Annotated in this window: 28 protein-coding genes; 10 read left to right on the forward strand and 18 right to left on the reverse strand. The window is 66.6% G+C overall.

What is annotated here, in order from left to right; genetic code table 11:
* Window positions 1-8 precede the first annotated feature (8 nt).
* Window positions 9-1,298: a hemolysin family protein gene (locus ACH2CY_RS03840; RefSeq protein WP_395016116.1), complete on the forward strand. Its 1,290-nt coding sequence runs from the start codon at window positions 9-11 to the stop codon at window positions 1,296-1,298.
* A gap of 45 nt (window positions 1,299-1,343) precedes the next feature.
* Here the strand turns inward: ACH2CY_RS03840 and ACH2CY_RS03845 are convergent, their stop codons facing one another.
* The gene (locus ACH2CY_RS03845; RefSeq protein ID WP_395016118.1) at window positions 1,344-2,369 is read right to left on the reverse strand and encodes a DMT family transporter; all 1,026 of its coding nucleotides are present in this window, start codon (window positions 2,367-2,369) and stop codon (window positions 1,344-1,346) included.
* A 77-nt stretch (window positions 2,370-2,446) separates the two neighbouring features.
* Between ACH2CY_RS03845 and ACH2CY_RS03850 the strand changes: the two genes are divergently transcribed.
* Window positions 2,447-2,821: a response regulator transcription factor gene (locus tag ACH2CY_RS03850; protein ID WP_395016120.1), complete on the forward strand. Its 375-nt coding sequence runs from the start codon at window positions 2,447-2,449 to the stop codon at window positions 2,819-2,821.
* On the opposite strand, the gene ACH2CY_RS03855 is transcribed toward ACH2CY_RS03850, so the two are convergent.
* Window positions 2,818-4,215, reverse strand: a complete 1,398-nt coding sequence (locus tag ACH2CY_RS03855) for a class I SAM-dependent methyltransferase (protein WP_395016123.1) — start codon at window positions 4,213-4,215, stop codon at window positions 2,818-2,820. The two genes, ACH2CY_RS03850 and ACH2CY_RS03855, sit on opposite strands and share 4 nt — an antisense overlap.
* A 204-nt stretch (window positions 4,216-4,419) precedes the next feature.
* Here ACH2CY_RS03855 and ACH2CY_RS03860 point away from each other — a divergent pair, with 204 nt between their 5' ends.
* Window positions 4,420-4,752: a hypothetical protein gene (locus ACH2CY_RS03860; RefSeq protein ID WP_395016126.1), complete on the forward strand. Its 333-nt coding sequence runs from the start codon at window positions 4,420-4,422 to the stop codon at window positions 4,750-4,752.
* A 66-nt stretch (window positions 4,753-4,818) separates the two neighbouring features.
* On the opposite strand, the gene ACH2CY_RS03865 is transcribed toward ACH2CY_RS03860, so the two are convergent.
* From ACH2CY_RS03865 to ACH2CY_RS03875, 3 genes are all read right to left on the reverse strand, one after another.
* Window positions 4,819-5,046 carry a DUF2934 domain-containing protein gene (locus ACH2CY_RS03865; protein ID WP_395016128.1) on the reverse strand — a complete coding sequence of 76 codons (228 nt, stop codon included), beginning with the start codon at window positions 5,044-5,046 and terminating at the stop codon, window positions 4,819-4,821.
* A gap of 16 nt (window positions 5,047-5,062) precedes the next feature.
* Window positions 5,063-5,599, reverse strand: a complete 537-nt coding sequence (locus ACH2CY_RS03870) for a hemerythrin domain-containing protein (RefSeq protein WP_395016130.1) — start codon at window positions 5,597-5,599, stop codon at window positions 5,063-5,065.
* Window positions 5,600-5,682: 83 nt separating this feature from the next.
* Window positions 5,683-5,913, reverse strand: coding sequence for a hypothetical protein (locus ACH2CY_RS03875; RefSeq protein ID WP_395016132.1), 231 nt, complete (start codon window positions 5,911-5,913; stop codon window positions 5,683-5,685).
* A 473-nt stretch (window positions 5,914-6,386) separates the two neighbouring features.
* Between ACH2CY_RS03875 and ACH2CY_RS03880 the strand changes: the two genes are divergently transcribed.
* Window positions 6,387-8,030 carry a hypothetical protein gene (locus ACH2CY_RS03880; protein WP_395016133.1) on the forward strand — a complete coding sequence of 548 codons (1,644 nt, stop codon included), beginning with the start codon at window positions 6,387-6,389 and terminating at the stop codon, window positions 8,028-8,030.
* Window positions 8,031-8,044: 14 nt separating this feature from the next.
* On the opposite strand, the gene ACH2CY_RS03885 is transcribed toward ACH2CY_RS03880, so the two are convergent.
* Entirely contained in the window at window positions 8,045-8,248 is a 204-nt protein-coding gene (locus ACH2CY_RS03885; RefSeq protein WP_395016135.1) for a hypothetical protein, read from the reverse strand.
* 329 nt (window positions 8,249-8,577) lie between these two features.
* Here ACH2CY_RS03885 and ACH2CY_RS03890 point away from each other — a divergent pair, with 329 nt between their 5' ends.
* Window positions 8,578-8,997 (forward strand): response regulator transcription factor, encoded by a 420-nt coding sequence (locus ACH2CY_RS03890; protein WP_395016138.1) that lies wholly within the window; start codon window positions 8,578-8,580, stop codon window positions 8,995-8,997.
* 22 nt (window positions 8,998-9,019) lie between these two features.
* Here ACH2CY_RS03890 and ACH2CY_RS03895 read toward each other — a convergent pair whose 3' ends face one another.
* The 3 genes from ACH2CY_RS03895 to ACH2CY_RS03905 form a co-directional block, all read right to left on the reverse strand.
* On the reverse strand, window positions 9,020-9,535 hold the full coding sequence (locus ACH2CY_RS03895) for a PAS domain-containing protein (protein ID WP_395016141.1): 516 nt from the start codon (window positions 9,533-9,535) through the stop codon (window positions 9,020-9,022).
* Between the two features lie 17 nt (window positions 9,536-9,552).
* The gene (locus ACH2CY_RS03900) at window positions 9,553-9,861 is read right to left on the reverse strand and encodes a hypothetical protein (RefSeq protein WP_395016142.1); all 309 of its coding nucleotides are present in this window, start codon (window positions 9,859-9,861) and stop codon (window positions 9,553-9,555) included.
* Between the two features lie 231 nt (window positions 9,862-10,092).
* Entirely contained in the window at window positions 10,093-10,308 is a 216-nt protein-coding gene (locus ACH2CY_RS03905) for a hypothetical protein (RefSeq protein WP_395016144.1), read from the reverse strand.
* A 175-nt stretch (window positions 10,309-10,483) separates the two neighbouring features.
* On the opposite strand from ACH2CY_RS03905, the gene ACH2CY_RS03910 reads away from it, so the two are divergent.
* Together ACH2CY_RS03910 and ACH2CY_RS03915 are read left to right on the forward strand one after the other, a co-directional pair.
* Window positions 10,484-10,738 carry a hypothetical protein gene (locus ACH2CY_RS03910; protein WP_395016147.1) on the forward strand — a complete coding sequence of 85 codons (255 nt, stop codon included), beginning with the start codon at window positions 10,484-10,486 and terminating at the stop codon, window positions 10,736-10,738.
* A gap of 135 nt (window positions 10,739-10,873) precedes the next feature.
* Window positions 10,874-11,032, forward strand: a complete 159-nt coding sequence (locus ACH2CY_RS03915; protein WP_395016149.1) for a hypothetical protein — start codon at window positions 10,874-10,876, stop codon at window positions 11,030-11,032.
* Window positions 11,033-11,234: 202 nt separating this feature from the next.
* On the opposite strand, the gene ACH2CY_RS03920 is transcribed toward ACH2CY_RS03915, so the two are convergent.
* The 6 genes from ACH2CY_RS03920 to ACH2CY_RS03945 form a co-directional block, all read right to left on the reverse strand.
* The gene (locus ACH2CY_RS03920) at window positions 11,235-11,633 is read right to left on the reverse strand and encodes a GFA family protein (RefSeq protein ID WP_395016151.1); all 399 of its coding nucleotides are present in this window, start codon (window positions 11,631-11,633) and stop codon (window positions 11,235-11,237) included.
* 2 nt (window positions 11,634-11,635) lie between these two features.
* Window positions 11,636-12,508 carry a 3-hydroxybutyryl-CoA dehydrogenase gene (locus ACH2CY_RS03925; RefSeq protein ID WP_395016153.1) on the reverse strand — a complete coding sequence of 291 codons (873 nt, stop codon included), beginning with the start codon at window positions 12,506-12,508 and terminating at the stop codon, window positions 11,636-11,638.
* Between the two features lie 37 nt (window positions 12,509-12,545).
* Window positions 12,546-13,484 (reverse strand): electron transfer flavoprotein subunit alpha/FixB family protein, encoded by a 939-nt coding sequence (locus tag ACH2CY_RS03930; protein ID WP_395016155.1) that lies wholly within the window; start codon window positions 13,482-13,484, stop codon window positions 12,546-12,548.
* A 37-nt stretch (window positions 13,485-13,521) separates the two neighbouring features.
* Window positions 13,522-14,274: an electron transfer flavoprotein subunit beta/FixA family protein gene (locus ACH2CY_RS03935; RefSeq protein ID WP_395016157.1), complete on the reverse strand. Its 753-nt coding sequence runs from the start codon at window positions 14,272-14,274 to the stop codon at window positions 13,522-13,524.
* 449 nt (window positions 14,275-14,723) lie between these two features.
* Window positions 14,724-15,281 carry a cob(I)yrinic acid a,c-diamide adenosyltransferase gene (locus tag ACH2CY_RS03940; protein WP_395016159.1) on the reverse strand — a complete coding sequence of 186 codons (558 nt, stop codon included), beginning with the start codon at window positions 15,279-15,281 and terminating at the stop codon, window positions 14,724-14,726.
* Window positions 15,282-15,289: 8 nt separating this feature from the next.
* Window positions 15,290-15,481: a twin transmembrane helix small protein gene (locus ACH2CY_RS03945; protein ID WP_395016162.1), complete on the reverse strand. Its 192-nt coding sequence runs from the start codon at window positions 15,479-15,481 to the stop codon at window positions 15,290-15,292.
* A gap of 68 nt (window positions 15,482-15,549) precedes the next feature.
* Here ACH2CY_RS03945 and ACH2CY_RS03950 point away from each other — a divergent pair, with 68 nt between their 5' ends.
* The 3 genes from ACH2CY_RS03950 (at window position 15,550) to ACH2CY_RS03960 (ending at window position 18,663) form a co-directional block, all read left to right on the forward strand.
* Complete coding sequence (locus tag ACH2CY_RS03950; protein ID WP_395016163.1) at window positions 15,550-16,398, forward strand: aldo/keto reductase; 849 nt, start codon at window positions 15,550-15,552, stop codon at window positions 16,396-16,398.
* Window positions 16,399-16,659: 261 nt separating this feature from the next.
* On the forward strand, window positions 16,660-17,649 hold the full coding sequence (gene hpnA, locus ACH2CY_RS03955; RefSeq protein WP_395016165.1) for a hopanoid-associated sugar epimerase: 990 nt from the start codon (window positions 16,660-16,662) through the stop codon (window positions 17,647-17,649).
* Window positions 17,650-17,673: 24 nt separating this feature from the next.
* Window positions 17,674-18,663 carry a lysylphosphatidylglycerol synthase domain-containing protein gene (locus ACH2CY_RS03960; protein ID WP_395016168.1) on the forward strand — a complete coding sequence of 330 codons (990 nt, stop codon included), beginning with the start codon at window positions 17,674-17,676 and terminating at the stop codon, window positions 18,661-18,663.
* A gap of 189 nt (window positions 18,664-18,852) precedes the next feature.
* Here ACH2CY_RS03960 and ACH2CY_RS03965 read toward each other — a convergent pair whose 3' ends face one another.
* The 3 genes from ACH2CY_RS03965 to der all read right to left on the reverse strand — a co-directional run bounded on the left by ACH2CY_RS03965 (window position 18,853) and on the right by der (window position 22,713).
* The gene (locus ACH2CY_RS03965) at window positions 18,853-19,965 is read right to left on the reverse strand and encodes a radical SAM protein (RefSeq protein ID WP_395016170.1); all 1,113 of its coding nucleotides are present in this window, start codon (window positions 19,963-19,965) and stop codon (window positions 18,853-18,855) included.
* Window positions 19,931-21,238, reverse strand: coding sequence for a glycosyltransferase (locus ACH2CY_RS03970; protein ID WP_395016171.1), 1,308 nt, complete (start codon window positions 21,236-21,238; stop codon window positions 19,931-19,933). The genes ACH2CY_RS03965 and ACH2CY_RS03970 overlap by 35 nt, the downstream gene beginning before the upstream one ends.
* Window positions 21,239-21,327: 89 nt before the next feature.
* The gene (der, locus tag ACH2CY_RS03975; protein WP_395016173.1) at window positions 21,328-22,713 is read right to left on the reverse strand and encodes a ribosome biogenesis GTPase Der; all 1,386 of its coding nucleotides are present in this window, start codon (window positions 22,711-22,713) and stop codon (window positions 21,328-21,330) included.
* Window positions 22,714-22,725 lie beyond the last annotated feature (12 nt).

Genomic DNA, 22,725 nt, shown 5'->3' on the forward strand with positions numbered 1-22,725 from the left:
GAACCCCGGTGACCATCCTCTTCGAATGCGGGATCGTGCTGCTGCTGATCCTGCTCAACGCCTTCTTCGCGATGTCGGAGCTTGCCATCGTCTCCTCGCGCCGGCCGCGGCTGCAGAAGCTCGCCGAGCGCGGGCACAAGGGCGCGGCGCTGGCGCTGAAGCTCTCCGGGGATCCGGGCCAGTTCCTCTCGGCGGTGCAGATCGGCATCACCTTGATCGGCATCGTCGCCGGCGCCTATTCCGGTGCAACGCTGGCCGAGCCGTTCGCCACTTATCTGCGCGAGACCTTCCCGGTGCTGGGCACCATGGCGGACGATGCGGCGCTGGTGATCGTGGTCTCGATCATCACCTATCTCTCGCTGGTAGTGGGCGAGCTGGTTCCGAAGCGCCTCGCCATGAACCATGCCGAGGGCATCGCCGTGGTGGTCAGCCGGCCGATCGCGCTGCTGGCCAAGATCGGCACGCCGGTGGTCTGGCTGCTGCAGAGCTCGACCGAGCTGCTGGTGCGGCTGCTGGGCGGCCACAAGGAGCGCGAGGGCGTCACCCACGAGGAGGTGAAGACCCTGATCGCCGAAGGCGCCGAGCAGGGCGGGATCGAGGAGTCCGAGCGCCACATGCTGGAAGGCGTGTTCGCGCTCGGCGATCTCTCGGTGAAGGCGATCATGACACCGCGGCCCGACGTTGAATGGCTGTCGAAGCACGATGCCCGCGAGGACGTGCTGCAGACCCTGGCCACCGCCAAGCATTCGCGCCTGCTGCTCTGCGGCGACGAACTCGACGACATCGTCGGCATGGTGCGGATGCGCGACCTGATGAACCAGCTGGCGGCCGGGCAGGCGATCGATCTCGAGGCTGCCTGCGGCCAGGTGCTGAGCATCCACGAAACGACGACGGCGCTGCGCTTGCTGGAGCTGTTCCGCAACGCGCCGTCGCATCTCGCGGTGGTGCTCGACGAGTACGGCTCATTGGAGGGCGTGGTGACGCCGAGCGACGTGCTCTCGGCGGTGACCGGCCAACTCCTGGAATCCAGCGACGAGGCGACCAATGTCGTGAAGCGCGCGGACGGCACCTGGCTGGTGGACGGGCGGGTGCGCGTGATCGATGCCGAGCGCGCGGTCGGCGCCTACGAATGGTCGGGCAAGAACTACACGACGGTGGCCGGCCTGGTGCTGGACCGCCTCGGCCATGTACCGAAGACCGGCGAGAAGGTCACGGTCGGCGCCTTCACCCTGGAGGTCGTGGACATGGACGGCCGTCGCATCGACAAGCTGCTGATCTCGAAATTGCCGGACGAATAGCCCGGACAAACAGACCCGGCCCGAGGGCGTGTCCGTCCATCCGGCTCAATGCGAATGCCGGTGGTGCAGGTCGGGGTAATGCGGGTGGCGGTGGATCAGCCGCGCATGCCGGTGCTTGTGCACATGCGGCTCGGGCGGCGTGCCGGGGGCATGGTCGTGCTGGTGGTGGGCGTCATGCACATGGACATGCTCATGCTCCATCGGCTCGTGAACATGCTCGTGCTGATGCTGCTCGGTCAAATGCAGCCAGAGGCCGATCGCCATCAGCAGGCCGCCGGCGACGAAGGCGAGGCCGATCGGCTCGCCCAGGAACAGGATCGCGACGCCGGCGCCGATGAAGGGCGCCAGTGCGTAATAGGCGCCCGTCCGCGCGGTGCCGAGATGCCGGAGCGCCAGCACGAACAGGGTCAGCGAGACGCCATAGCTGAAGAAGCCGAGCAGGCCGGCGCCCGCGACCGCGGCAAGGCCCGGCACCGGCGCCCCGAGAGTGAAGGCGATCGCGACATTGACGATGCCGGCGGCGAGGCCCTTCACCATGGCGATCTGCATCGGGTCCGCAGCCGAGACCTTGCGGGTGAAGTTGTTGTCGATGGCCCAGGCGAGACAGGCGCCGGCGATCAACAGCGGGCCTGAGCTGAGGCCGACTGAAGCATCCTCCGGCCAGGAGAGCACCAGCGCGCCGGCGACGATCGCGGCCGCGCCGATCAGCAGCCGGCGATCGACATTCTCCTTGAAGACGATCCAGGCGATGCCGAGCGTCAGCACGCTTTCGAGATTGAGCAGCAGCGAGGCCTCGGCAGCCGAGCTTTGCGCCAGTCCGAAGACCAGCAGCACCGGGCCGATGACGCCGCCGGAAAGCACCGCCGCGCCGAACCAGGGCAGGTCGCGGCGGCTCAAGCCCGCTTCGTTGGAGCGCCGGACCAGCCGCACCAAAGCAAGGCCCAAGCCGGAGCCGCAATAGAGCAGGCCGGCCAGCAGCCAGGGCGAGATCTCACCCAGCAAGAGCTTGGCCAAGGGCGCACTGACCCCGAAAAGGGCGGCGGAAAGCAGGGCGTAGAGGATTCCGGTCATCGGGGCAGCCTAATGCATATTTTGCGGCTTTTGACATGGATCATCGTCGCAGCGGTGCCCCTGGCCTAAGCAGGGGTATGGACGACACCACCCACCGCCCGCTGATTCTGATCGTGGATGACGAATTGCTCATCCGCGAGAGCCTGGCCGAGGCCTTGGCGGAAAGCGGCTACGAGACCCTGACCGCGGCCGAGGGCGAGGAGGCGCTGGCGCTCTTCGAGGCGCGCAACGTCGCCGCGATCGTAACCGACATGTATATGGGCGGCTCGGACGGCTTCGTGCTGATCAACGCCTTGCGCAGCCGCGGCGAGACCGTGCCGATCATCGTGATGTCCGGCGGCCAGCCGGAGCTCGCCAGGACCCTCGGCGCCGATGCCACCCTCACCAAGCCGTTCCGCGCACGCCAGCTGGAGAGCCTGCTGGACAGCCTGCTCGACCGCGCCGCGGCCTAGCCCGCCGGCGCGACGAGCTCCATGCCGAGGCGGCTGATCGGCTTGCGGCCGGCGAAACCAGCCGGCTCGAAGAAGCGGAAGCTGATCTGGAATGCCGGGTTGATGCGGCGCAGCGCTTCGCAGAGATAGGCTTCGTTATAGGTCCAGCTCATCGTCGCGGTCTTGGCGTTCTGCTCGGTGCGGTCGAACAGGATCACGGCGCGGGCGCCGGGCGCCAGCAGGTCGGTTATCTTGCGCAGGAAGCCTTCGACTTCGACCGGCGGCACATGCATCAGCACCGAGACGCTGAACACGAAGTCCGGCTGCCATGCCTGGATCGCGGCCAGGCTCTGCGCGGAGATCTGGTCGAACCGCGGCGCCTTCTCGGCGAGCAGCTCCGGATCCAGCCGGTGCAGCCCGTCCTCGAAGAAGCGCCGGGTCACGTCCACGCCCCAGTATTTCTGCGGCGCCAGATGGTCGATGAAATGCATGCCGATGCGCAGGCTGCCGCAGCCGTAATCGACCACCTTGTGCAGCGGCTCGAGACCATAGGTCTTCAGGAAACCGAAGGTGCCGGCGCCGCGCTGCCAGAGATCGAGGTCGGAGTCGCCCGCGCCGCGGGTCGAGTGCGCCGGTCGCTGGCGCTCCTGCAGGCCCAAGGTGGCATGCCCGTCGCCGCGGTCGAGCCGGCGGGCGATACGCTCGGCATAGTAATCGCCATGGCTGCCTTCGGGGTGGCGCAGCTTCCAAACGCGATAGCGCAGGGCGGACTTGCCGCGCTTGGCGAGTGAACGGGTGAGGCCGGTCGGCTGCGCGGCGCCGTTCGGCCACAGGCGCAGATAGACCGAGGCCATGAACAGGGTGAGGCCGACGAAATAGAGCGTCAGATAGACGAACTCCGAGAAATCGACCATCTCGCCGATGGTGATGCGGCCGATCGGCGCCAGGTTGTCGTCGAAGAGATCGAGCCCGGTCGACAGCGTCTGGGCGATGAAGCCGCCGACCAGCAGCTGGAACGGCAGCGCGGCCACGCGCTCGGCGCGCAAGGCTGCCAGCAGCGCACAGGGCAGCACGAACCAGAGACAGAGATCGTCGATGTCCTCGATGCCGAGCATGGTCTCGATCCGGTCCATCGCCGCCTCGTAGGGCGAAATGACGGCCAGCGCCAGGAACAGCACCAGCACCGCGATCCAGGCAAAGCGGGCCAGCCGCGGCGCGACGCCGAGATAGAGGCGATGCGCGGCCAGGATCGCCATCAGCGTGGCGATGAAGGCATTGATGTGGTCGAGATACCAATTGTCGGTCGCGGCTTTGCTCCACAGCACGGAGGCCGAGAGCACGCTGGTGGCGACGACCACCACCGTCATGAGCTCGACGGTAATCGAGGGATTGGGGAAGAAGGCGGCACGCTTCATATTAAACCGGGTGGCCGGGAACGGAGCGGACGACGCTATACCCGGCCCTGCGGGATGGCCAGCATCCTGGGGTTGATGCGGGCAAACCGTGATCACGCGCACCTTCCTGTCGATTTCTGGGTTCGCCGAGCGAGCCGCCCGGCGTTGGGCGGATTCGGGCCCCATCGCGGGGATACTTCGGGACCCGCCCGGCCTTTCATTGCAATGCTGTCAGTGGTGAAGCTGAAGATCGGGATCGTGGCGACCGCCGTCGTCCTGCCGATGCTGGCCGGCGGTTGCGAATATCTGAAGAAGCCGGAAGCGACGCGTTTCGACGCGGTCGATGGCGGCTTCGAGTTTCGCGCCATCGCCGATGCCGCCTATCCCGAGGACAGCGCCAACGGCGAGTCCTGGCGGATGCGGTGGCTGGAGCAGCGGCTGCAGCAGACCGCAACCTGTCCTAACGGCTATGAGATCACATCGCGTAAGCCGGTGTTGTTATCGACCGGCGCGTTGGGCAGCATCTATGACGTCTACTACGAGGGTCGCTGCGCTTGAAACGAAGAAACCGGACAAACGGACAAGCCCTGGAGGCATGTCCGTCCGTCCGGCTGCGGGATCGTTCTAGCGCCGGCGAGCGTCGCCGGACTTGAGGTCCTCGGCGCTGCGCTCGGTTTGTGAGCCTTCGGCGAAGCCGCGCGGATTGCCGGCCTCTCCGCCTTGGTGCGAAGTCATTTCGAGCTCGCGCTCGGCCTGTGCCCAATGCTGGGCATCCTTGCCTTCCGGCTTGCCCTCGTCTTCCCAGATCCGCAGCGCGCGCTTGCGGATCTCTTCTTCGCGGTTCCAGTCCATCCATTACTCCTGTCGATCAGGCCGCCTGGCTGACCGGCTCGCCGTGCTCCAGCTCGGTGCCCTTGAAGGAGCGGGTCTGCGGGGTCGGCAGGCCGGACTTGAACTCCTCCATCAGCTCTTCCTTGCGAGCCATGAGCTGCTCGCCCAGTGCGTCCATGTCCAGGCCGGCTTCCTTCGCCTCGGCGAACAGGCCTTCGGCGCGCTTCTCCTCTTCCTTGACGTGGTGCTTGATCATCTCGGAGAGCACCTTGACCTTGGCGTCGTAGAACTCGTCGTCCGGCCCGCCAGCGAGGATTTCCGCGATCAGCACCTTGGCGGAGTCGTGCTCGACATAGGCTTCCTGCACGAGGTTCGCGTCCTCGACCTTGCCGGTGCAGGCCGGATAAAAGATCTCCTCCTCGATCTGCGCATGGATCATCAATTCCATGCAGATCTGCTCGGCGATCTTCTGCTTGTTGCTGCGCGCGGATTCGAACTTCTCGAACAGCTCCTCGACCTTGCGGTGGTCGGCTTTGAGAAGAGCGACTGCGTCCATGTCCTTGCTGCTTGCCATCTATCTTTTCTCCCGGTTTAGGCGCAATGCCTGGCGTCGAACCAACCGAGACTCCCGGTGCTGGTTCCAGCGCGAGTGCCGCGCTATTTCGGATCGCGTTCCAGCTTCAGCAGCGCCTCTTTTGCTGCTTCGAGCTCGGCCTCCAGCTCGGCCAGCAGCGCCTTGGCGGCTTCGCCTTTCTCCGAACTGCCGACCTTGGTGCCGGCGTCGGACGGCACCGTCATCAGCGCGTAGCGGCGGGTCTGCCGGTCGAACTTCTCCTCGGCTTCGCGCACGCGCCGGCGCGCCGCTTCGATCGCGTGTACATCGGTCATTGAAATCCCCGCCCGAACCAGAACGGAAAGGGCAACACCTTGGGAGCCGAACCGATCCCACCGGATCCGTGCCGGTAAGTCGGGTTCAAACCCCGCCTAAGCCGCGCGAGCGCGGGTGGGCGCAAGGGGAGACCGGCGTGGTGCGTGACGCTTCACCGCGTGCCGCTTACTTGGGCAGCCGATGAATCGGGCGAGCACCAGTGCCACTGGCAGCTGCAGCAGCAGCCAGATCGTCAAACAGACGGCAAGCATGGTTTTGTCCGTTTCGTTGGGGCCTGTGAGGCGGGGCCTTGCGGAATCGACCCATCACGTGAGCTTGGGTTCCCAAGAATGTGTCCGGATTGCGGCAAATTCACAAAACCCACGGATTTCCGGCATCCCATTCATATTGCCAGTTTTCGGAGCAACCAATAGTCTGGCGGCGTGGGTTGCATTTCGCCCGCAGATGTCACCTCCGATCACAGGGGCAGTCTTTGAGCCGGGAGCGCTATCTCGCCGCCTGGGCCGCCCATATGCGCGGCGAGCACGAAGCCGCCGCGGAGATGATCCGGGTGCTGGCCGAGGAGGGCTTCGCGCCGGCGCAGGAGACCCTCGGCAATCTCTACAAGAACGGCGAGGGCGTGCCGGTCGACCTCGCCCAATCCTTCCGCTGGACCCTGAAGGCGGCGGAGCAGGGGCTCGGCAATGCCCAGCTCACGCTGGGCTCGATGTTCCAGTTCAGCATCGGCGTGCGGCAGGACCTGGGGCAGGCCGAGCATTGGTACACGCTGGCCGGCGCGGCGACCGAGGGCGCGGCGGAACGCCTGGCCCAGCTCCGCACCATCCGCCCGCTGCTACCGTTCCTGCTGCAGCTCGCCCATGCCGATCTCTTCGTGCTCGAAGCCGGCGTCATCCGCACGGGGGAAGAGCTCCGCACCAAGGCCGGCAGCGCGGCCGAGAGCCTGTGCGCCGCGCTGGTGGCGGCCGGCTGGATGGAGTGGGCCTTCGGCGCCGATCCGGCGCCGCCCGGCGGCGGCGCGGTCTTCCGCATGACCGAGCCCGGACGCCCCGGCATCCTGCTGGCGCTGGAGACCCTGCGGGTCGCGCCGGAATGGCTGGCGCCGCGCGAGGTCGCGCCGGAGCCGCCCGCGATCGAGCCCTCGGGCGACGACTATCAGCGGCGCGCGACCGCGCATATCCTGGCCAAGGATTCGACGCGCGCCTTCGCGGCGCATCAGGCGCGCGACTTCAGCACCGCGCTGCCGATCTTCCGGGCGCTGGCGGAGCAGGGCATCGCCCCAATGCAGTTCAGCCTGGCGGCGATGCTGTCGCGGGGCGAGGGCGTCGCCGCCGACGACCAACTGGCACTTGCCTGGTACGAGAAGGCGGCAGCGCAGGGCCTGGAGGCGGCGCAGCACAATGCCGGGCTGTTCCGGCTCTACGGCCGCGGCGGCCGGCAGAATCTCGAGGCGGCGGAGGCCTGGTTGCGCCAAGCCGTGGCACAGAATGCGTCGCTCGCCGGCAACGACCTCGCACTCCTGCTCGCGGCCAAGCCGATGCTGCGGATGATCAACGAGCTCACCCGCGGCGATCTTGCGACCCTCGAGGCGGTCGCGCGCATCCCGGCCGACACCACGGTGATCGAGGGCAACCCGAAACACGCGCTCTATCTCGAGATGGAGAAGCAGGGCTGGATGAAGCGGAAGACCCCGCCCGAGCGCTGGGGCCTGCCCGATGCCCGGCTGTTCCAGACCACCGATCTCGGCTGTATCGCAATTCCCAAGGTGATGGCGATCCACGCGGCCTGGCCGGGCCGCATGGAGCCGAAAGCGGCCGAACGTCAGCGCGGCGAGAGGGAGGTATCGGCGCCCAGGACTGATCTCGCCCGGACAGACCGGGACCAGACCCCGGAAGCGGCGCCGTCCGTCCGCGCCGTGCTGGAGCGGGTCCGGCAGGAGATCGAGCGCGGCAGCGACGACGACGTCTCGCCGCTGCGCCGGATCGGCACGCCGGTCCTGGTGTTTGCGGTGCTGCTGTTCGCGGTGCTGGGTATCATCGCCCTGTTCAACTTGGGCCCGACCGGCTGGCCCGGGCGCACCAGCGTGCTCTGCTGCGAGCCCGGCAAGGAAACGCCCTGAGGTCGCAGCACGCTCTATGCGTTCTTCGGCGGTGCCTTGCTCGGCGGTGCCTCCGGCATGCCGGGCAGGTTCGCAGTGCGCGTCAGCAGCTCGTGCGAGCGCGCCACCGCGGCGAAGCTGCCCGTGACCAGGTCGGCATAGCTCTTACCCGCGCTACGCGCCGGCCGCGGCCGCTTGGCCGGGCCGTCGCGGGAATGCTCGAGCGGCTTGACAGCCATGGTGCCCTCCCTTGCTGGAGGGCGAGATCCCGAATGGAATCGTGTCGCGTGAAATTGAGACTCGCCACCGGCGCGCCCTCCGTTTTGAACGGGAGCGCGGGACACCTCACAGGCAGTGCCGCAGTCTCTCAGGCGTCGACATGTCCAGGGTGGAAGCCGACGCTGCGGTATTAACCCACGATCGCGGTCTTAGTTCAAGTCTCGAGCGAATCCGGCGGCGCTGGGGTCCCGCAACGCCCAGGGGGCGCAAGGGAACGCAGGCGCCATCGCGGCGGTTGGTCTCTGATTAGGATTCTCTACAACTTTTCGCAGCCAGCCTCCTGAGCATCATGTCCCTCGATCCCGGCGGCGCGTCCGCCGCCCAGCCCCGCGACCTTCAGCCACCCACCATCCTGGTCGTCGATGACGAAGCCATGGTCCGCATGGACATCTGCGCGGCCCTGGCGGACCGGGGCTATCGCTGCATCGACGTCGCCGACGGCGCGGAAGCGCTGGCGCGTTTCGACGCGCTCGCGCCGGCGCTGGTGGTGACCGACATTTACATGACGGAGACCGACGGGCTCGAGGTGATCCGGCAGCTGCGCCGGCAGCGCATCGAGACGCCGATCCTCGCCATCTCCGGCGCCGACCATAAATACGACGTGCTGGCGATCGCAAAGCGGCTGGGCGCCAACGCCACGCTGGAGAAGCCCTTCGTCGTCGAGGAGGTCGTGCGCGTGGTGGATGCGCTGCTCGGGGGCGCGGGTTAGAGCCGGACTCACCCCCACGCGCTCAGGCAGAAAGCTTGGCGTCCCGCAGCGACCAGGGGATGAGCTCGGCCGAGGTCAGGTTGAAGTCGAAGTAATCCTCGATGCAGAGGAACTGCCCGACCGCGGCGCCGCCGGCGGTGACCGGGAAGATCCCGAACTCGAAGATGAAAGTGCCGCCCGACAGCGTCCGCTCGGTGATCTCGCCGAGGATCGGCACGCGCTGCTCGAAGGCGGTCACGAAGTAGTCCTGCCACGGCGTGTCGGTGGCGCCGTCGATGAGCTCGTCGAGATAGCGGCCGGTGAAGTCGATGTTGAGCACGTCGGCGACCTTGGTGCCGACCAGGCGATAGCGGATGCGGAAGGGATCGCGCTCCACTTCCGCAATGATCAGGTTGGGCAGCAGCCGGGCGAAGCGGGTCGGGTCGAAGTCGCGGCGATCGGGAATGCGCCCGGCGCCATCGAGTGCGGCGCGCCACCAGTCATGCAACGACTTGACCTTGTCGGATGCGAGTTCGTCCACGCTGTTGCGGAGCGGCACGGCGATCCCCCGGTGCTTCAGGCGGCGGCGTCGAAATCTTGCCGCTGGAGATCGATCGTCGCCATGCTGTGGCTGAGCCGCGCCAGCGCGCGCCGGCAGGCGCGCTCGATCGCGGGCTCGTTGGCGGCGACGTTCTGCACCGGCCCGATCGCGCCCGGCTGCGGCGCGAGGCAGTTGGCGGCGAGCTGGGTGGAGAGCCGGAAGGAAAGCGGCCGGCCGCGATAGGTGGCGAGCTTCACGAAACTGCCGGCCCACTGGAAGCCGTGCGCGAAGGCGACGTCCGTGGGAGAGTTCGGCGTGGGGCGGTGGTCCGAAGGGTGATCCATGGTGACGGGTCTGCCTTTCCCGAGCAATCTAGCCGGACCAGCCTTAAATCCTAGTCAGGGCTTCTGCCTAGACCTGGATCAGTTGCGCGGTGTGTGCCGCTGCGTTATCGGGTCTGTCCCGAATTAGCGCCGCACCGACTGAAGCCGTCGGCGGCGCAAGCAAAGAGCGCCGACCCGCTGGGGCCGGCGCTCTCTTCCTCGCGTGCGGAGGCTCGGCGAGGTGGCGCGGTCTCAGTCCCGGCCGCCGGCGGGGGTTCCGGGCTGGCCGGGCCGGCCTTCATCCGGCCGGCCGGTGCCGGGCTTGCCGGTCTGGTCCGGATTGTCCTGGCCCGGATTGCCCTGGCCCGGATTGCCATGACCCGGATTGCCATGACCGGGGTTGCCCTGGCCCGGATTTCCCTCGTTCGGCTGCCGCTGCGGCTGGTTCGGATTCTGTTGCTGTCCCATGTCACTCTCGCTTTCTGCGCCTGTTGAGTGACAGTCAACGTCGCCCGCCGCGGCCGTTCCGCGCGCGGGATGCGATAAGGGCCGGCAACGTCTCTCGGGGCCGGAACTCCAAGATTTCTACCTTCGCTGCGGGCGGCTGGTATGTTCGTCGCTTCGCAGACGTCCGCCGATTCTTATGGAAGACAGTTTCAGATACCGGGGGTTCGATATCTCGGTCAGCGCCCGTCGGCTGTTGAACGGCCGCTACCGCACCCAGCACGTCGTCGTGCCGATGACCGACGAAGCTTTCCTCGCCGCGGGCGGCGTGCCGCGGCTGGCTTCCGCCATGGAGGTGCCGGGCAGGGGGACCGACCCCAAGGCGCAGGCGCTGCAATTCACCATCGCGGCCGCGAAGGCCTTCGTGGAAGAGCTCTACAAGACCAAGCTCTGAGCCACCCGGACAAGACGGACGGTGAGCGCGCCCGCCGGCGCCGTTCCAAATCACCCGCGGTTTCTCGTTACGACGGAAAGACCGTGCGCTGCGCCGGTTGGTTGAGCAGCCACGGCTTGGCGCGAACAGGCTCGCATGCAGCAACCCGATCCCGCTCTTTGCAACCCGGCGCCGCGCGGCGCCGGCGACCAGGCCCCCGGCATCCCGGCCGGCCGCAGGCTGCGGACGCGCACCTGGCTGCTGTTTTCCATCGCCATGACGACCATGGCGCTGATCGCGGTGATCAGCCTGTGAAGGCGCGCGTGAAAGCAGTCAGGCCAGATTGAAGGACCCTCCTCGGACAGACTGGACATCCCCCTAAGGGGTGTCCGTCTGTCCGGGTGTCCGGCTTTTAGGAGAGTCCGTCGGGCCTGATCGAGAGGGATCTAATCGTGGTTCGGGTGGGGTTGGGGCTTGCCGATCCGGCGGCGACTCCACCGCCAATGTCGATCCTCGCCTATGACCCGGGCACCACGACCCAGCCGTGCTGGTGCTCGCCGTAGACCGCCTGCTCCGGTGCCGGGAAGCTGGGGTCGGCGAAGGCACCGACGGCGACCGCGATCATGCCGGGCAGGCGATGGGCTTCCCAGAAGACCGTGGAACCGCAGGTCGGGCAGAAACGGAAGCTGACGGCCTGGCCGCTGTCTGAGGGACGGGTGTAGGTCTGGGTCGCGCCGCGCGCGGTGACCGCTGCGGCGGGGAAGAAGGCGCCGATACCGTAGGTGCTGCCCGTGCGCTTCTGGCATTCAAGGCAATGGCAGAGCGAGACCTTGGCGGGCTCGCCGGTGCAGATGACGGAAAGGCCGCCGCAGGAACAGGTCGCCGTCCGGGTCTTCGCCGGCGCCACCTGCACCACGCTCAGCGCGTCGGCGTCGGGGTCTCGGTGCTGTAGTCGTAGAAGCCGCGCTTGGTCTTCTTGCCGAGCCAGCCGGCTTCGACATACTTCACCAGCAGCGGGCAGGGGCGGTACTTGCTGTCCGCCAGGCCGTCATAGAGCACCTGCATCACCGAGAGGCAGACGTCGAGGCCGATGAAATCGGCGAGCTCGAGCGGGCCCATCGGGTGGTTGGCGCCGAGCCGCATCGCGGTGTCGATCGAGTCCACCGAGCCGACGCCCTCGTAGAGCGTGTAGATCGCCTCGTTGATCATCGGCAGCAGGATGCGGTTGACGATGAAGGCCGGGAAATCTTCCGCCGTCGCCGTGGTCTTGCCGAGGCGTTCGGCCAGGCCCTTCGCCGCGGTGAAGGTCTCGTCGTCGGTGGCGAGGCCGCGGATCAGCTCCACGAGCTGCATCACCGGCACCGGGTTCATGAAATGGATGCCGATGAACTTCGACGGCCGGTCGGTCGCCGCACCCAGCCGCGTGATCGAGATCGAGGAGGTGTTGGAGGCGATCATCGCGCTCGGCTTCAAGAGCGGCGAGACCGTCTTCATGATCTCCTTCTTGATCTCTTCCTTCTCGGTCGCCGCCTCGATGACGATGTCGCAGTTCTTCAGCGCGTCGTATTTCAGCGAGGTGGTGATCCGCTTCAGCGCGGCGTCGCGGTCGGCATCGGTGATCAGCTGGCGCTTGATCTGCCGGTCCATGTTGTGGTGGATCGTGTCGAGTGCTTTCGCGAGCTGCTTCTCGTTGATGTCAACGAGCGTCACGTCCATCTTGGCCAGCGCGCAAACATGGGCGATGCCGTTGCCCATGGCGCCCGCGCCGATCACACCAACCGTCTCGATCATACTTTCAGCCTTTCAAAGCCCGGCGCGTTCCCCGAGACTACTTCTTCTCGAGCGCCTGGGTGAGTTCCGGGACCGCCTGGAACAGGTCGGCCACCAATCCGTAATCCGCCACCTGGAAGATCGGCGCGTCCTCGTCCTTGTTGATGGCGACGATGACCTTGCTGTCCTTCATGCCGGCCAGATGCTGGATTGCGCCCGAGATGCCGACCGCGATGTAGAGGTCGGGGGCGACGATCTTGCCGGTCTGGCCGACCTGGTAGTCGTTGGGCACGAAGCCGGCATCGACCGCGGCGCGCGATGCGCCGACCGCGGCATTAAGCTTGTCGGCCACCGCTTCCAGCAGCTTGAAGTTCTCGCCGTTCTGCATGCCGCGGCCGCCGGAGACGACGACCCGGGCCGAGGTCAGCTCCGGACGCTCGGTCTTCTGCACTTCCTGGCCGACGAACTTGGAGAGGCCCGCATCGCCACCGCCCGAAGCGGCTTCGATCGCGGCCGAGCCGCCCTCGGCCGGGGCGAGGTCGAAGGCCGTGGCGCGAACGGTGATGACCTTGATCTTGTCCGAGGACTGGACGGTGGTCATCGCGTTGCCGGCATAGGTCGGGCGCACGAAGGTATCGGCGCTCTCGACCCCGGAGATTTCCGAGATCTGCTGCACGTCCAGCAAGGCGGCTGCGCGCGGCATGAAATTCTTGCCGTTGACCGTCGCCGCGGCGAGGACATGGCTGTAGTTCGGCGCGAGGGCGACGATCAGCTTCGCCACGTTCTCGGCCAGTTGATGCGCATAGGCTGCGTCATCGGCCTTCAGCACCTTGGCAACGCCGGCGACCTTCGCGGCGGCCGCTGCGGCACCGTCCACGCCCTGGCCGGCGACCAGAATATGAATATCGCCGCCGATCTTCTTGGCCGCGGTCACCGTGTGCAGGGTCGCGGGCTTCAGGGTCGCGTTGTCATGCTCGGCAATGATCAGAACACTCATGGATCTTCATCCCAGGGAGAGATTTTATCGGGGAAGCTCAGATGACCTTGGCTTCGTTGCGCAGCTTCTCGACCAGCTCGGCCGCCGACTTCACCTTGACGCCGGCGGAGCGCTTGGCGGGCTCGACGACCTTCAGGGTCTTCAGGCGCGGCGCCGGATCGACCCCCAGCGCTTCCGGAGTCAGCGCCTCGATCGGCTTCTTCTTCGCCTTCATGATGTTCGGCAGCGACGCGTAGCGCGGCTCATTCAAGCGCAGATCCGTCGTCATGACGAAGGGCATCTTCACCTGCACGGTCTCCAGGCCGCCATCAACCTCGCGGGTCACGTTGGCGGTGTTGTCGCCGTTGATGACGAGCTTCGAGGCATAGGTCGCCTGCGGCCAGCCCAAGAGGGCCGAGAGCATCTGGCCGGTCTGGTTGCTGTCGTCGTCGATCGCCTGCTTGCCGAGGATGGCGAGGCCGGGCTGTTCCTTGTCCACGACGGCTTTCAGCAGCTTCGCCACCGCCAGCGGCTGCAACTCGACATCGGTCTGCACATGGATGCCGCGGTCTGCCCCCATGGCCAGCGCGGTGCGGATCGTCTCCGTGCATTGCGCGCCGCCCAGCGACACCGCGACGATCTCGGTCACCTTGCCGGCCTCTTTCAGGCGCACGGCTTCCTCGACCGCGATCTCGCAGAAGGGATTCATCGACATCTTGACGTTCTGGGTCTCGACGCCGGTGCCGTCCGCTTTCACGCGCACCTTCACGTTGGCGTCGACCACCCGCTTAACCGCGACCAGGACTTTCATCTTGCTGCTCGGATCTCACGAAGGGGGTCATTTTCCGCGGCGGCTCAAGGCCTGCCCGCTTTTTTCGCGGTTGCACAATATTGATGCGACAGACACGTGTCAACGTGGCCACAGGGGGCTTTCCGGGGCCTGAAAGGCCCGGTTTAAGCGGCTGATTTGCCTCTCGAATTGGTCAGATGACGAGATTCGCCGTGACCGACACTTCGACCGACATCTGGACCAGGAGGGTGGTGGTCTGGACGGCGGAGACGCTGCCCACCCCGACTCCGCCGCGCTCAGACTTTGCCCGGCTTCGCAGAGGGCGCTGTCCAGGTCCTGCGCCGCTTCCTGCAGCGGGCGGAAGAACGGATGATCGTCCTCCTGCGGCCGCCGGCGGTTGCGCGCGGCCTGCGACGCAAAAGCGATCAGGCCCTTGGCCTGTGCGATCGCCGCATGCGCCTCGTCGCGGGCTACCGGTTGGCGCCGGGCTGCCAGAGCACGTCGTCCTTGCCCCAGTCGTTGGCGGCCCGGGCGGCGACGAAGAGGTGATCGGAGAGACGATTGGCGTAGCGGATTGCCGCGGGATTCACGGGTTCTCGTTCGCTGAGCGCGGTCATCTCGCGCTCGGCGCGGCGGACGATGGTGCGGGCCTGGTGCAGATAGGCCGCGGCCGGCGAGCCGCCGGGGAGGACGAAGGAGTTCAAGGGCTGCAGCTTGGCGTTCATCGCGTCGATCTCGCGTTCCAGCCGCTCGACCTGGGCCTCGACAATGCGCAGGCCTTCCTGGTTCTCGATATCCGGCCGGCAGAGATCGGCGCCGAGGTCGAAGAGATCGTTCTGGATCCGTGAAAGCATGGCATCCAGCTCGCCTTCTGCATGCAGTCTTGCGATGCCGATCACGGCATTGGCCTCATCGACCGTGCCATAGGCGGCGACGCGCGGGTCGTGCTTGGACACGCGCTTGCCGGTGCCGAGCGAGGTCGTGCCCTTGTCGCCGCCCTTGGTGTAGATGCGGGTGAGCTGGACCATGCGGGCCGTCAGCGCGTCAGCAGGCCGAGCACGAAACAGCCGATCGCGAGACCCTGGAAGATCACGCGGTAGCGCATCAGCTTGTTGCCGTATTTCTCGTTGAAGGCGCCGCCCTTGCCCATGCCGACCACGCCGGTCAGCAGGGTGCCGAGGGTAGCGATGGCGAACAGCCCGCCGAGGGCGAAGAAGAATATGCTCATGGGCCGGCACTATAGCGGCCTCGATCTTCGCCCGCTAGATTGCTGCGGTTCAAACCGTGGGGCCAATGATGCGCAAACTCCGACTGCCGATGGGCGACGAGATTCCGGTGCTGGGCCAGGGCACCTGGCGCATGGGCGAGCAGGCCTCGAAGCGCGGTGACGAGGTGAGGGCGCTGCAGCTCGGCCTCGAGCTCGGCATGAACCTGATCGACACCGCGGAGATGTATGCCGAGGGCAAGTCGGAGGAGGTGGTTGCCGAGGCCATCGCCGGCAAGCGCGACCAGGTCTTTCTGGTGACCAAGGTGCTGCCCTCGAATGCCGCTCGCAAGGCCGTGGTGCAGGCGGCCGAGCGTTCCCTGAAGCGGCTGAAGACCGATCGCATCGACCTCTATCTGCTGCATTGGCGCGGCGGCGTGCCGCTGGCCGAGACCCTGGCGGGGTTCATGGACTTGCAGCAGGCCGGCAAGACCCGCGGCTTCGGGGTCAGCAATTTCGACGTCAACGACATGAAGGAATGGCTGGCGCTCACCGCCGGTATCGCGGGCGGCGCCAAGGCCACGCAGACCAACCAGGTCCTCTACAACGTCGGCACAAGGGGCATCGATTTCGACCTGTTGCCGTTCCAGGCCAAAGCCGGGATTCCCGTCATGGCCTATTCGCCGCTGGCCCAGGGGCGGCTGCCGAAATCCGCGGCTCTGAAAGGCGTGGCGGCACGGCATCATGTGACTGTCGGGCAGGTGATGCTGGCCTGGTGCCTGCGGTCGAAATCCGTCTTCGCGGTGCCGAAGACCAGCCGCCTGGAGGGCGTGCGGGAGAATGCCGCAGCCGGCGATCTCAAGTTAACGGAACAGGACCTGGCGGAAATCGACCGCGACTTTCCGCCGCCGGCCCGGGCGAAGCCCTTGGAAATGCTGTAATCCCGTCCCGGCGACCGCGACCGCCGTTGCCGTCTGTTACGATTTCGTCAGCCGGCTGAGCCACAGATGACAGGCGAAGCGGCCTATATTATCGACCCGGGCAGGGCGATTCGGGTCGCTGCCGCCTTGGATCAATTTTGAGTCAGACCGCCGAGATGTTGTATTTATCAGCCGGGGCTTTTGGTGCGGATGCCAAGGGGGTTGCGGTCGTGACGGCAGGGTTCTGTCGGTCCATTGGATTCGGTGAGGAGCGTCGTTGATATGACGGCTCTGGTTACCGGCGCCTCGGGTTTCGTCGGCTCCGCCGTGGTCCGCGCCCTGCTGCAGCGGGGCCAGACGGTGCGCGCCTTCGTCCGTCCCTCCAGCGACCGCCGCAATTTCGAGAACATCAAGGTCGATATCGAGGTCGGCGACCTGCGCGACCGCGCCTCGCTCGACCGGGCGATGCAGGGCTGCGACACCGTCTTCCACGTCGCCGCCGACTACCGGCTCTGGGTGCCGCAGCCCGACGAGATGTTCAGCGCCAATGTCGACGGCACGCGCAACGTGATGGAGGCGGCCGGCAATGCCGGCGTGAAGCGCATCGTCTACACCAGCAGCGTCGCGACTTTGGGCCTGCCGCAGAGCGACCATGTGCCGGCCAACGAGCAGACGCCGGTCCGCGAAGGCGACATCATCAGCCCCTACAAGCAATCGAAATACGCGGCCGAAGCCCTGGTGAAGAAGATGGTGTCGGAGCAGGGCCTCCCGGCCATCATCGTCCATCCCTCGACGCCGATCGGCCCCCGGGACGTGAAGCCGACGCCGACCGGCAAGATCGTGGTCGAGGCCGCCAAGGGGCGGATGCCGGCCTTCGTCGATACCGGGTTGAACATCGTTCACGTCGATGACGTGGCGGAGGGTCATCTGCTCGCGATGGAGCGGGGCGCCATCGGCGGGCAGTACATCCTCGGCGCCGAGAACTTGACCCTGGCCGAGATCCTGGCCGCGGTCGCCGAGATCGTGCACCGCCCGGCGCCGAAATGGCGGCTGCCGCATGACGTGGTGATGCCGATCGCCTTCCTGGCGGAGCTCTGGGCGCGCTTGACCGGCCGCGAGCCCTTCGTGACGCAAGACGGCGTGCGGCTGGCGCGCAAGCACATGTTCTTCTCCAGCGATCACGCGATCCAGGCGCTGGGCTACCAGCCGCGCCCGGCCAAGGTCGCGATCGCCGACGCCGTCACCTGGTTCAACCAGCACGGCTACATCTGAGTTCGGGGACAGGGGCAAACCGCATTGCGTCTTCGCGTCATCATCGGCGCCGCGCTCGGCATTGCGGCCTGCGTCTTCGTCTTCTCGCGCCACGACTGGGATGAGATCTGGCAAGCGGTGGCGCTGCTCGGCTGGGGCCTCGCCGCGATCATCCTCTGGCGCTTCGTCTCGATCATCGTCGCCGGCGCTTCCTGGCGCCTGCTCTACGCGCCCGGCGCGCGGCCGCGCTTCGGATTCACCGTCATCGCCCGCTGGGTCAGCGAGAGCGTCAACGGCCTGCTCCCCGTGGCGCAGGTCGGCGGCGAGCTCGCCCGCGCGCGCCTGGCGTTTCACGCCTTGAAGCGCGCAGGCAAACCATCGAGTGGGTTGGATTCGGCAGCGACGGTGATCGTCGACATGACCCTGGCGCTGGTCGCGCAGGCGGCGTTCGCCTTACCCGGCCTCTGGCATCTCTGGCAGTTGAACGAGGGCGCCATCGCCCGGATCGTCGGCGGCGTCGCGGTCTCGATCCTGCCGCTGGTGCTGCTGATCGCCGCCCAGCACCAAGGCGCGATCAAGGGCGGTACCGCCCTGGCCGCGCGCTTCGGCCTTGCGCGCCTGGTCGCCGACGAAGCCCAAGAGCATCCGCTCTGGACCCGGCTGGCGGCGCTCTACCGCCGCCTTTCTCTGGCGGCGGCGGTCACCGGCGGGCATCTGGTCGCCTGGAGTTGCCGCGCCGGTGAGACCTACATCGCGCTCCACCTGATGGGGCAGGATATCGGCCTGCTCGACGCGGTGATGATCGAAGGCCTGCTCAACGCCGCGCGCACCGCTGGCTTCCTGCTGCCGGCCGGCCTCGGCATCCAGGAAGGCGCCTTGCTGCTGCTCTGCGGCTGGGCCGGCATCCCGGGTCCGGTCGCGCTGGCCTTGGCGCTGGTGAAGCGCGCGCGCGAGCTCGGCGTCGGACTGCCGGGCCTGGTCGCCTGGGCGGTGCTGGAGCGCCCGAAGATGCGGCGGCACCATCACGCGCGGTGAGCGTATTCCTGCGCGGAAACAGCGAGCAAGCGGAGCAGTCAAACTCCACCCCAACCCGCTCCCATCTTGGGGGCGGGGGACGGATAGGAACGTCACTTTCAACAGCTTCTTCATAAGAGTCCCTTCCCCCAAGATGGGGGAAGGCTATAGGAAGGGGGTTGACGCTTCCGCAAACTCAGCGCGTCGCCGTCAGGAAGTGCGCGCCAGCCGTTTCAGCGTCTTCCATTCGTTCATCAGCGAGCGGGCCGACTTGCGGACGCTCGGCTGGGCCAGGGCGCGGGCGGCCTTGTCGATGCGGCCGCGCTTGGTGTGGCCGATCGCATCGCCGATCGCCACCGGCAGGTTGAGGAACACGCTGCTGTCGCGATAGCAGACCGACATGCACTTGGTGCAGCCGTCGCGCACGAACTCGACGTGCTGGAACTCCTCGATCGTGCCCATCGGCTCGTGCCAGAAGTCGCAGCGGTAAATGTTGAAGTTCACGTCGAGCGCAAAATACTTGTAGCCGCCGTAGCACTCGAACTGCTGCTTCTCCTTCTTCAGGAAGCGCACCATCTCGCTGAGCGATTCCGACGGGTTGAGGATCCCGAACTTCTCCTTCTTCGAGCGCAGGATCTCCAGCACGTCGGCCAGCTCCAGATCGGAGAAGTCGATCAGCGAGGAGGAGGAGAACACCAGCGAACCGGAATTGAGCTCCTTCTTCGGATAGGTGAAGGTCACTGTCGAGAAGCCGAGCTCGTCCAGGCTCGCGAACAGGCTCTCGAAATCGTCGCCGATCAGCCGGTTAATGGTGCAAGAAGCGACGGTCTTGATGCCGAGTTCCTTCAGGAGCGCGTTGCCCGCCTTGATCTTCTCGAACACGCCGGGCAGGCCGCGGTTCTTCTCGTGCTCCTCGGCTTCCGGGGAGTCGATCGAGATGAACAGCGTCTTCAGCCCGGCTTCGGCGAGATCGCGCATGTTCTTCTCGGTCAGCGCCGAGCCGTTGGTCACCATTGCCGGGCGCATGCCACGGTAGGCGACCGCGGCAATCATCTCGCACATCTTCGGGTGCAGCATCGGCTCGCCGCCGGAGAAGGTGATGTAGCGGATGCCGCGGGCATGCAGGATGTCGAGCGCGCGGCTCAGGCGCTCGGGGTCCAGCCACTTCTTCTCGGTGACGAAATCCTTGTCCTTGGCGTAGTTGCAAAAATCGCAGGTCGCGTTGCAGACGTTGGTGACCGCGATATTGCAGCAGCTGGGGCCGCCGATCGGGAGCAGGCGAAGAACGTCAACTGCTTGCCCAACGGCGCGCATGATCGACATGACGGACCTTTCCATTCAGCGCCGCCTCATGCCAGGCGGCCAGCAAATCCCGTTCCAGGACCTCGCTCCAGTCCGGCCATTCCCGCTCGATCCACTGGCGGGCGTTGCGGCCGATCTCCCGGCGCCGAGTCTCCTCCACGACCAGCGGCGCGATCGCCCTGGCCCAGATCCCGGCATCCATCTCGTTGAGGACGATGCCGTCTTCACCAGAGCGGGCGACGAACTGGCCGCCGCCGTGATCGGCCGCCACGACAACCGGCAGGCCGCTGGCTTTTGCTTCCAGCACCACGTTGGGCGAAACCTCGGTCGTGGAGGGGAAGACAAATACATCGGCGCTCGCATAAATCCAGGCCAATTCACTCTGCGGCAGGTTGCCGGAGAGGGTCGCCCGCTCGCCCAGCAGCGCCCCGATCGCGGCCCGCTCGTGGCCGTCGCCGGCGACCAGCGCATGGACATTAAGTCCCTGGTCCAGCAATCGTTTCGCGGCTTCGGCCATGAGCGGCGCGCCCTTGCTGGCATCGACCCGGCCGGCGAAGACCAGCACCACGCGATCGGCCGGTATGCCGAATCGTTCGAGCAGCCGCCCGCGGTCTCGACGCGCCGGATTGAACTTGGCGCGGTCGATTCCCCGCCTGAATAACCGGACGCTCGGTGCGGACTTGGCGAGCCGGTCGCGGTCCTCGGGCTTCGAGAGCAGGATGCGATCACAGAGTGCCAGGCGGCGGTCGATGCCGCGCTGCTGGCCGCGGGCGACCCGCTCGGGCAGGCGCCAGATCTTGACGAACAGCCAGCTGCCGATCACCGGACCGAACATGCGGCGGATGATGCCGCCGGCATAGATCAGTGTGAAACGTGGAACGTCGGTCTGCACCGAGGCCGAAAGGCCACATCCGGTCCGCTTGGCGAAAGCGATCGCGGTCTTGCCGAAGCTGAAGAAGTCGGTGGCATGCACTACGTCGGAACCCTTGAGCGCCGCATAGATGCCGGGATGAAACGGCGCGAGATCGGTGTGGCCGGCGCCCTGTTCGAGGAACATCAGCGCGCGCGTGCCCAGGGTCGGGCGATGGGTGTGAAACCGAACATTGGGCGCGGTCGCCTCGGTCCTGCGCTTCGGCCCGAGGAAATGGAGGTCGAGCTCAATGAGGTCGGGCCGCTGGGCCGCGACTTCGGCGATACGCTCCCAGCTTTTCACATGGCCGCCGGCGGCGGGACCCCGTTCCAGCGTGACGAGCACCGCGACTTTCAGCGGCTGGTTGGCAGATCGATGCGGCATGGCGCGAGATACTTGGTCCCCTGGGCGGCCGGAACCTAGCAGAACTCCGATGCAGGGCCAATTGACGGCCGTCACGTTCCGGTCCGGCGTTAATCCTTCTTGTCGAACGGATTTTCGCCCTTGCGCAGGTAGAGCCGGAGCGGGACGCCTTCGAGGTCGAAGGTCTCGCGGATGCCGTTCATCAGATAGCGGTGATAGGCATCCGGCAGTTCCTCGCCCTTCTGGGCGAACAGCGCGAAGGTCGGCGGCCGGGTCTTAATCTGGGTCATGTAGCGGATCTTGATCCGCTTGCCGGAGACCAGCGGCGGCGGATGCGCCTGTGTGGTGCCTTCGAGCCAGCGGTTCAGCCGCGCCGTCGGGATGCGCTTGTTCCAGAGCGCATACATCTCCAGCACCGTCTGCATCAGCTTGTCGAGATTCTTGCCGGTCATCGCCGAGATCGTCACCACCGGCACGCCCTTGACCTGCGGCAGCGAGTAGTCGATGCGGTCGCGGAGCTTCTTCATCGCCTCGGTCTTGTTCTCGACCGCGTCCCATTTGTTGGCGGCGATCACCAGCGCCCGGCCTTCCTCGACGATGTGGCGGGCGATGGTGAGGTCCTGCTTCTCCAGCATGTCGTTGGCGTCGAGCACCAGGACCGCGACATGGGCATAGGTGAGGGCGCGGTCGGTATCGGCGCTGGACAGGCGCTCGACCTTGTCCACCACCTTGGAGCGGCGCCGGAGGCCCGCGGTGTCGATCAGCCGGATCGGCGTGCCCTTCCAACTCCAGTCGATGGCGATCGAATCCCGGGTGATGCCGGCTTCCGGTCCGGTCAGCAGCCGCTCGCGCCCGAGCAGGCTGTTCACCAAAGTGGACTTGCCGACATTGGGCCGGCCGATGATCGCCATCTGCAGGTGCTTCGGCGCTTCGGCCTCGTCGTCCGGCAGGGCATCGAGCTCGGCGTCGCCGAAGGAGTCTTCCTCGGCCAGGGCGCCGGCCTTCTTGGCGATCGGCTGCAGCGCGTCGTAGAGCAGCGACATGCCCTGGCCATGCTCGGCCGAGATCGGGATCGGGTCGCCGAGACCCAGGCGATAAGCCTCGCTGGCGTTGACCTCGCTCTGCTTGGTCTCGCTCTTGTTGGCGACCAGCAGGATCGGCGTCTTGCTCTTCCTGAGGCGCCGGGCGAAATGCTCGTCGAGCGGGGTCACGCCGGCGCGGCCATCGATCACCAGCAGCGCGACGTCGGCTTCCTTGACCGCGGCCTCGGTCTGCTCGCGCATCCGGGATTCCAGGCTGTCGTCGAAGGTGTCCTCGAGGCCGGCGGTGTCGATCACCGCGAAATCGAGATCGCCGAGATGGCCTTCGCCGATCCGGCGGTCGCGGGTGACGCCCGGCTGGTTGTCGACGATGGCGAGCTTCTTGCCGACCAGACGGTTGAACAAGGTGGACTTGCCCACATTGGGGCGGCCGACGATGGCGACGGTGAAGGGCATGTTCCGGTTTCG

Origin of the sequence: Dongia sp. (assembly GCF_041905885.1) — a bacterium.
Taxonomy (GTDB): Bacteria; Pseudomonadota; Alphaproteobacteria; order Dongiales; family Dongiaceae; genus Dongia.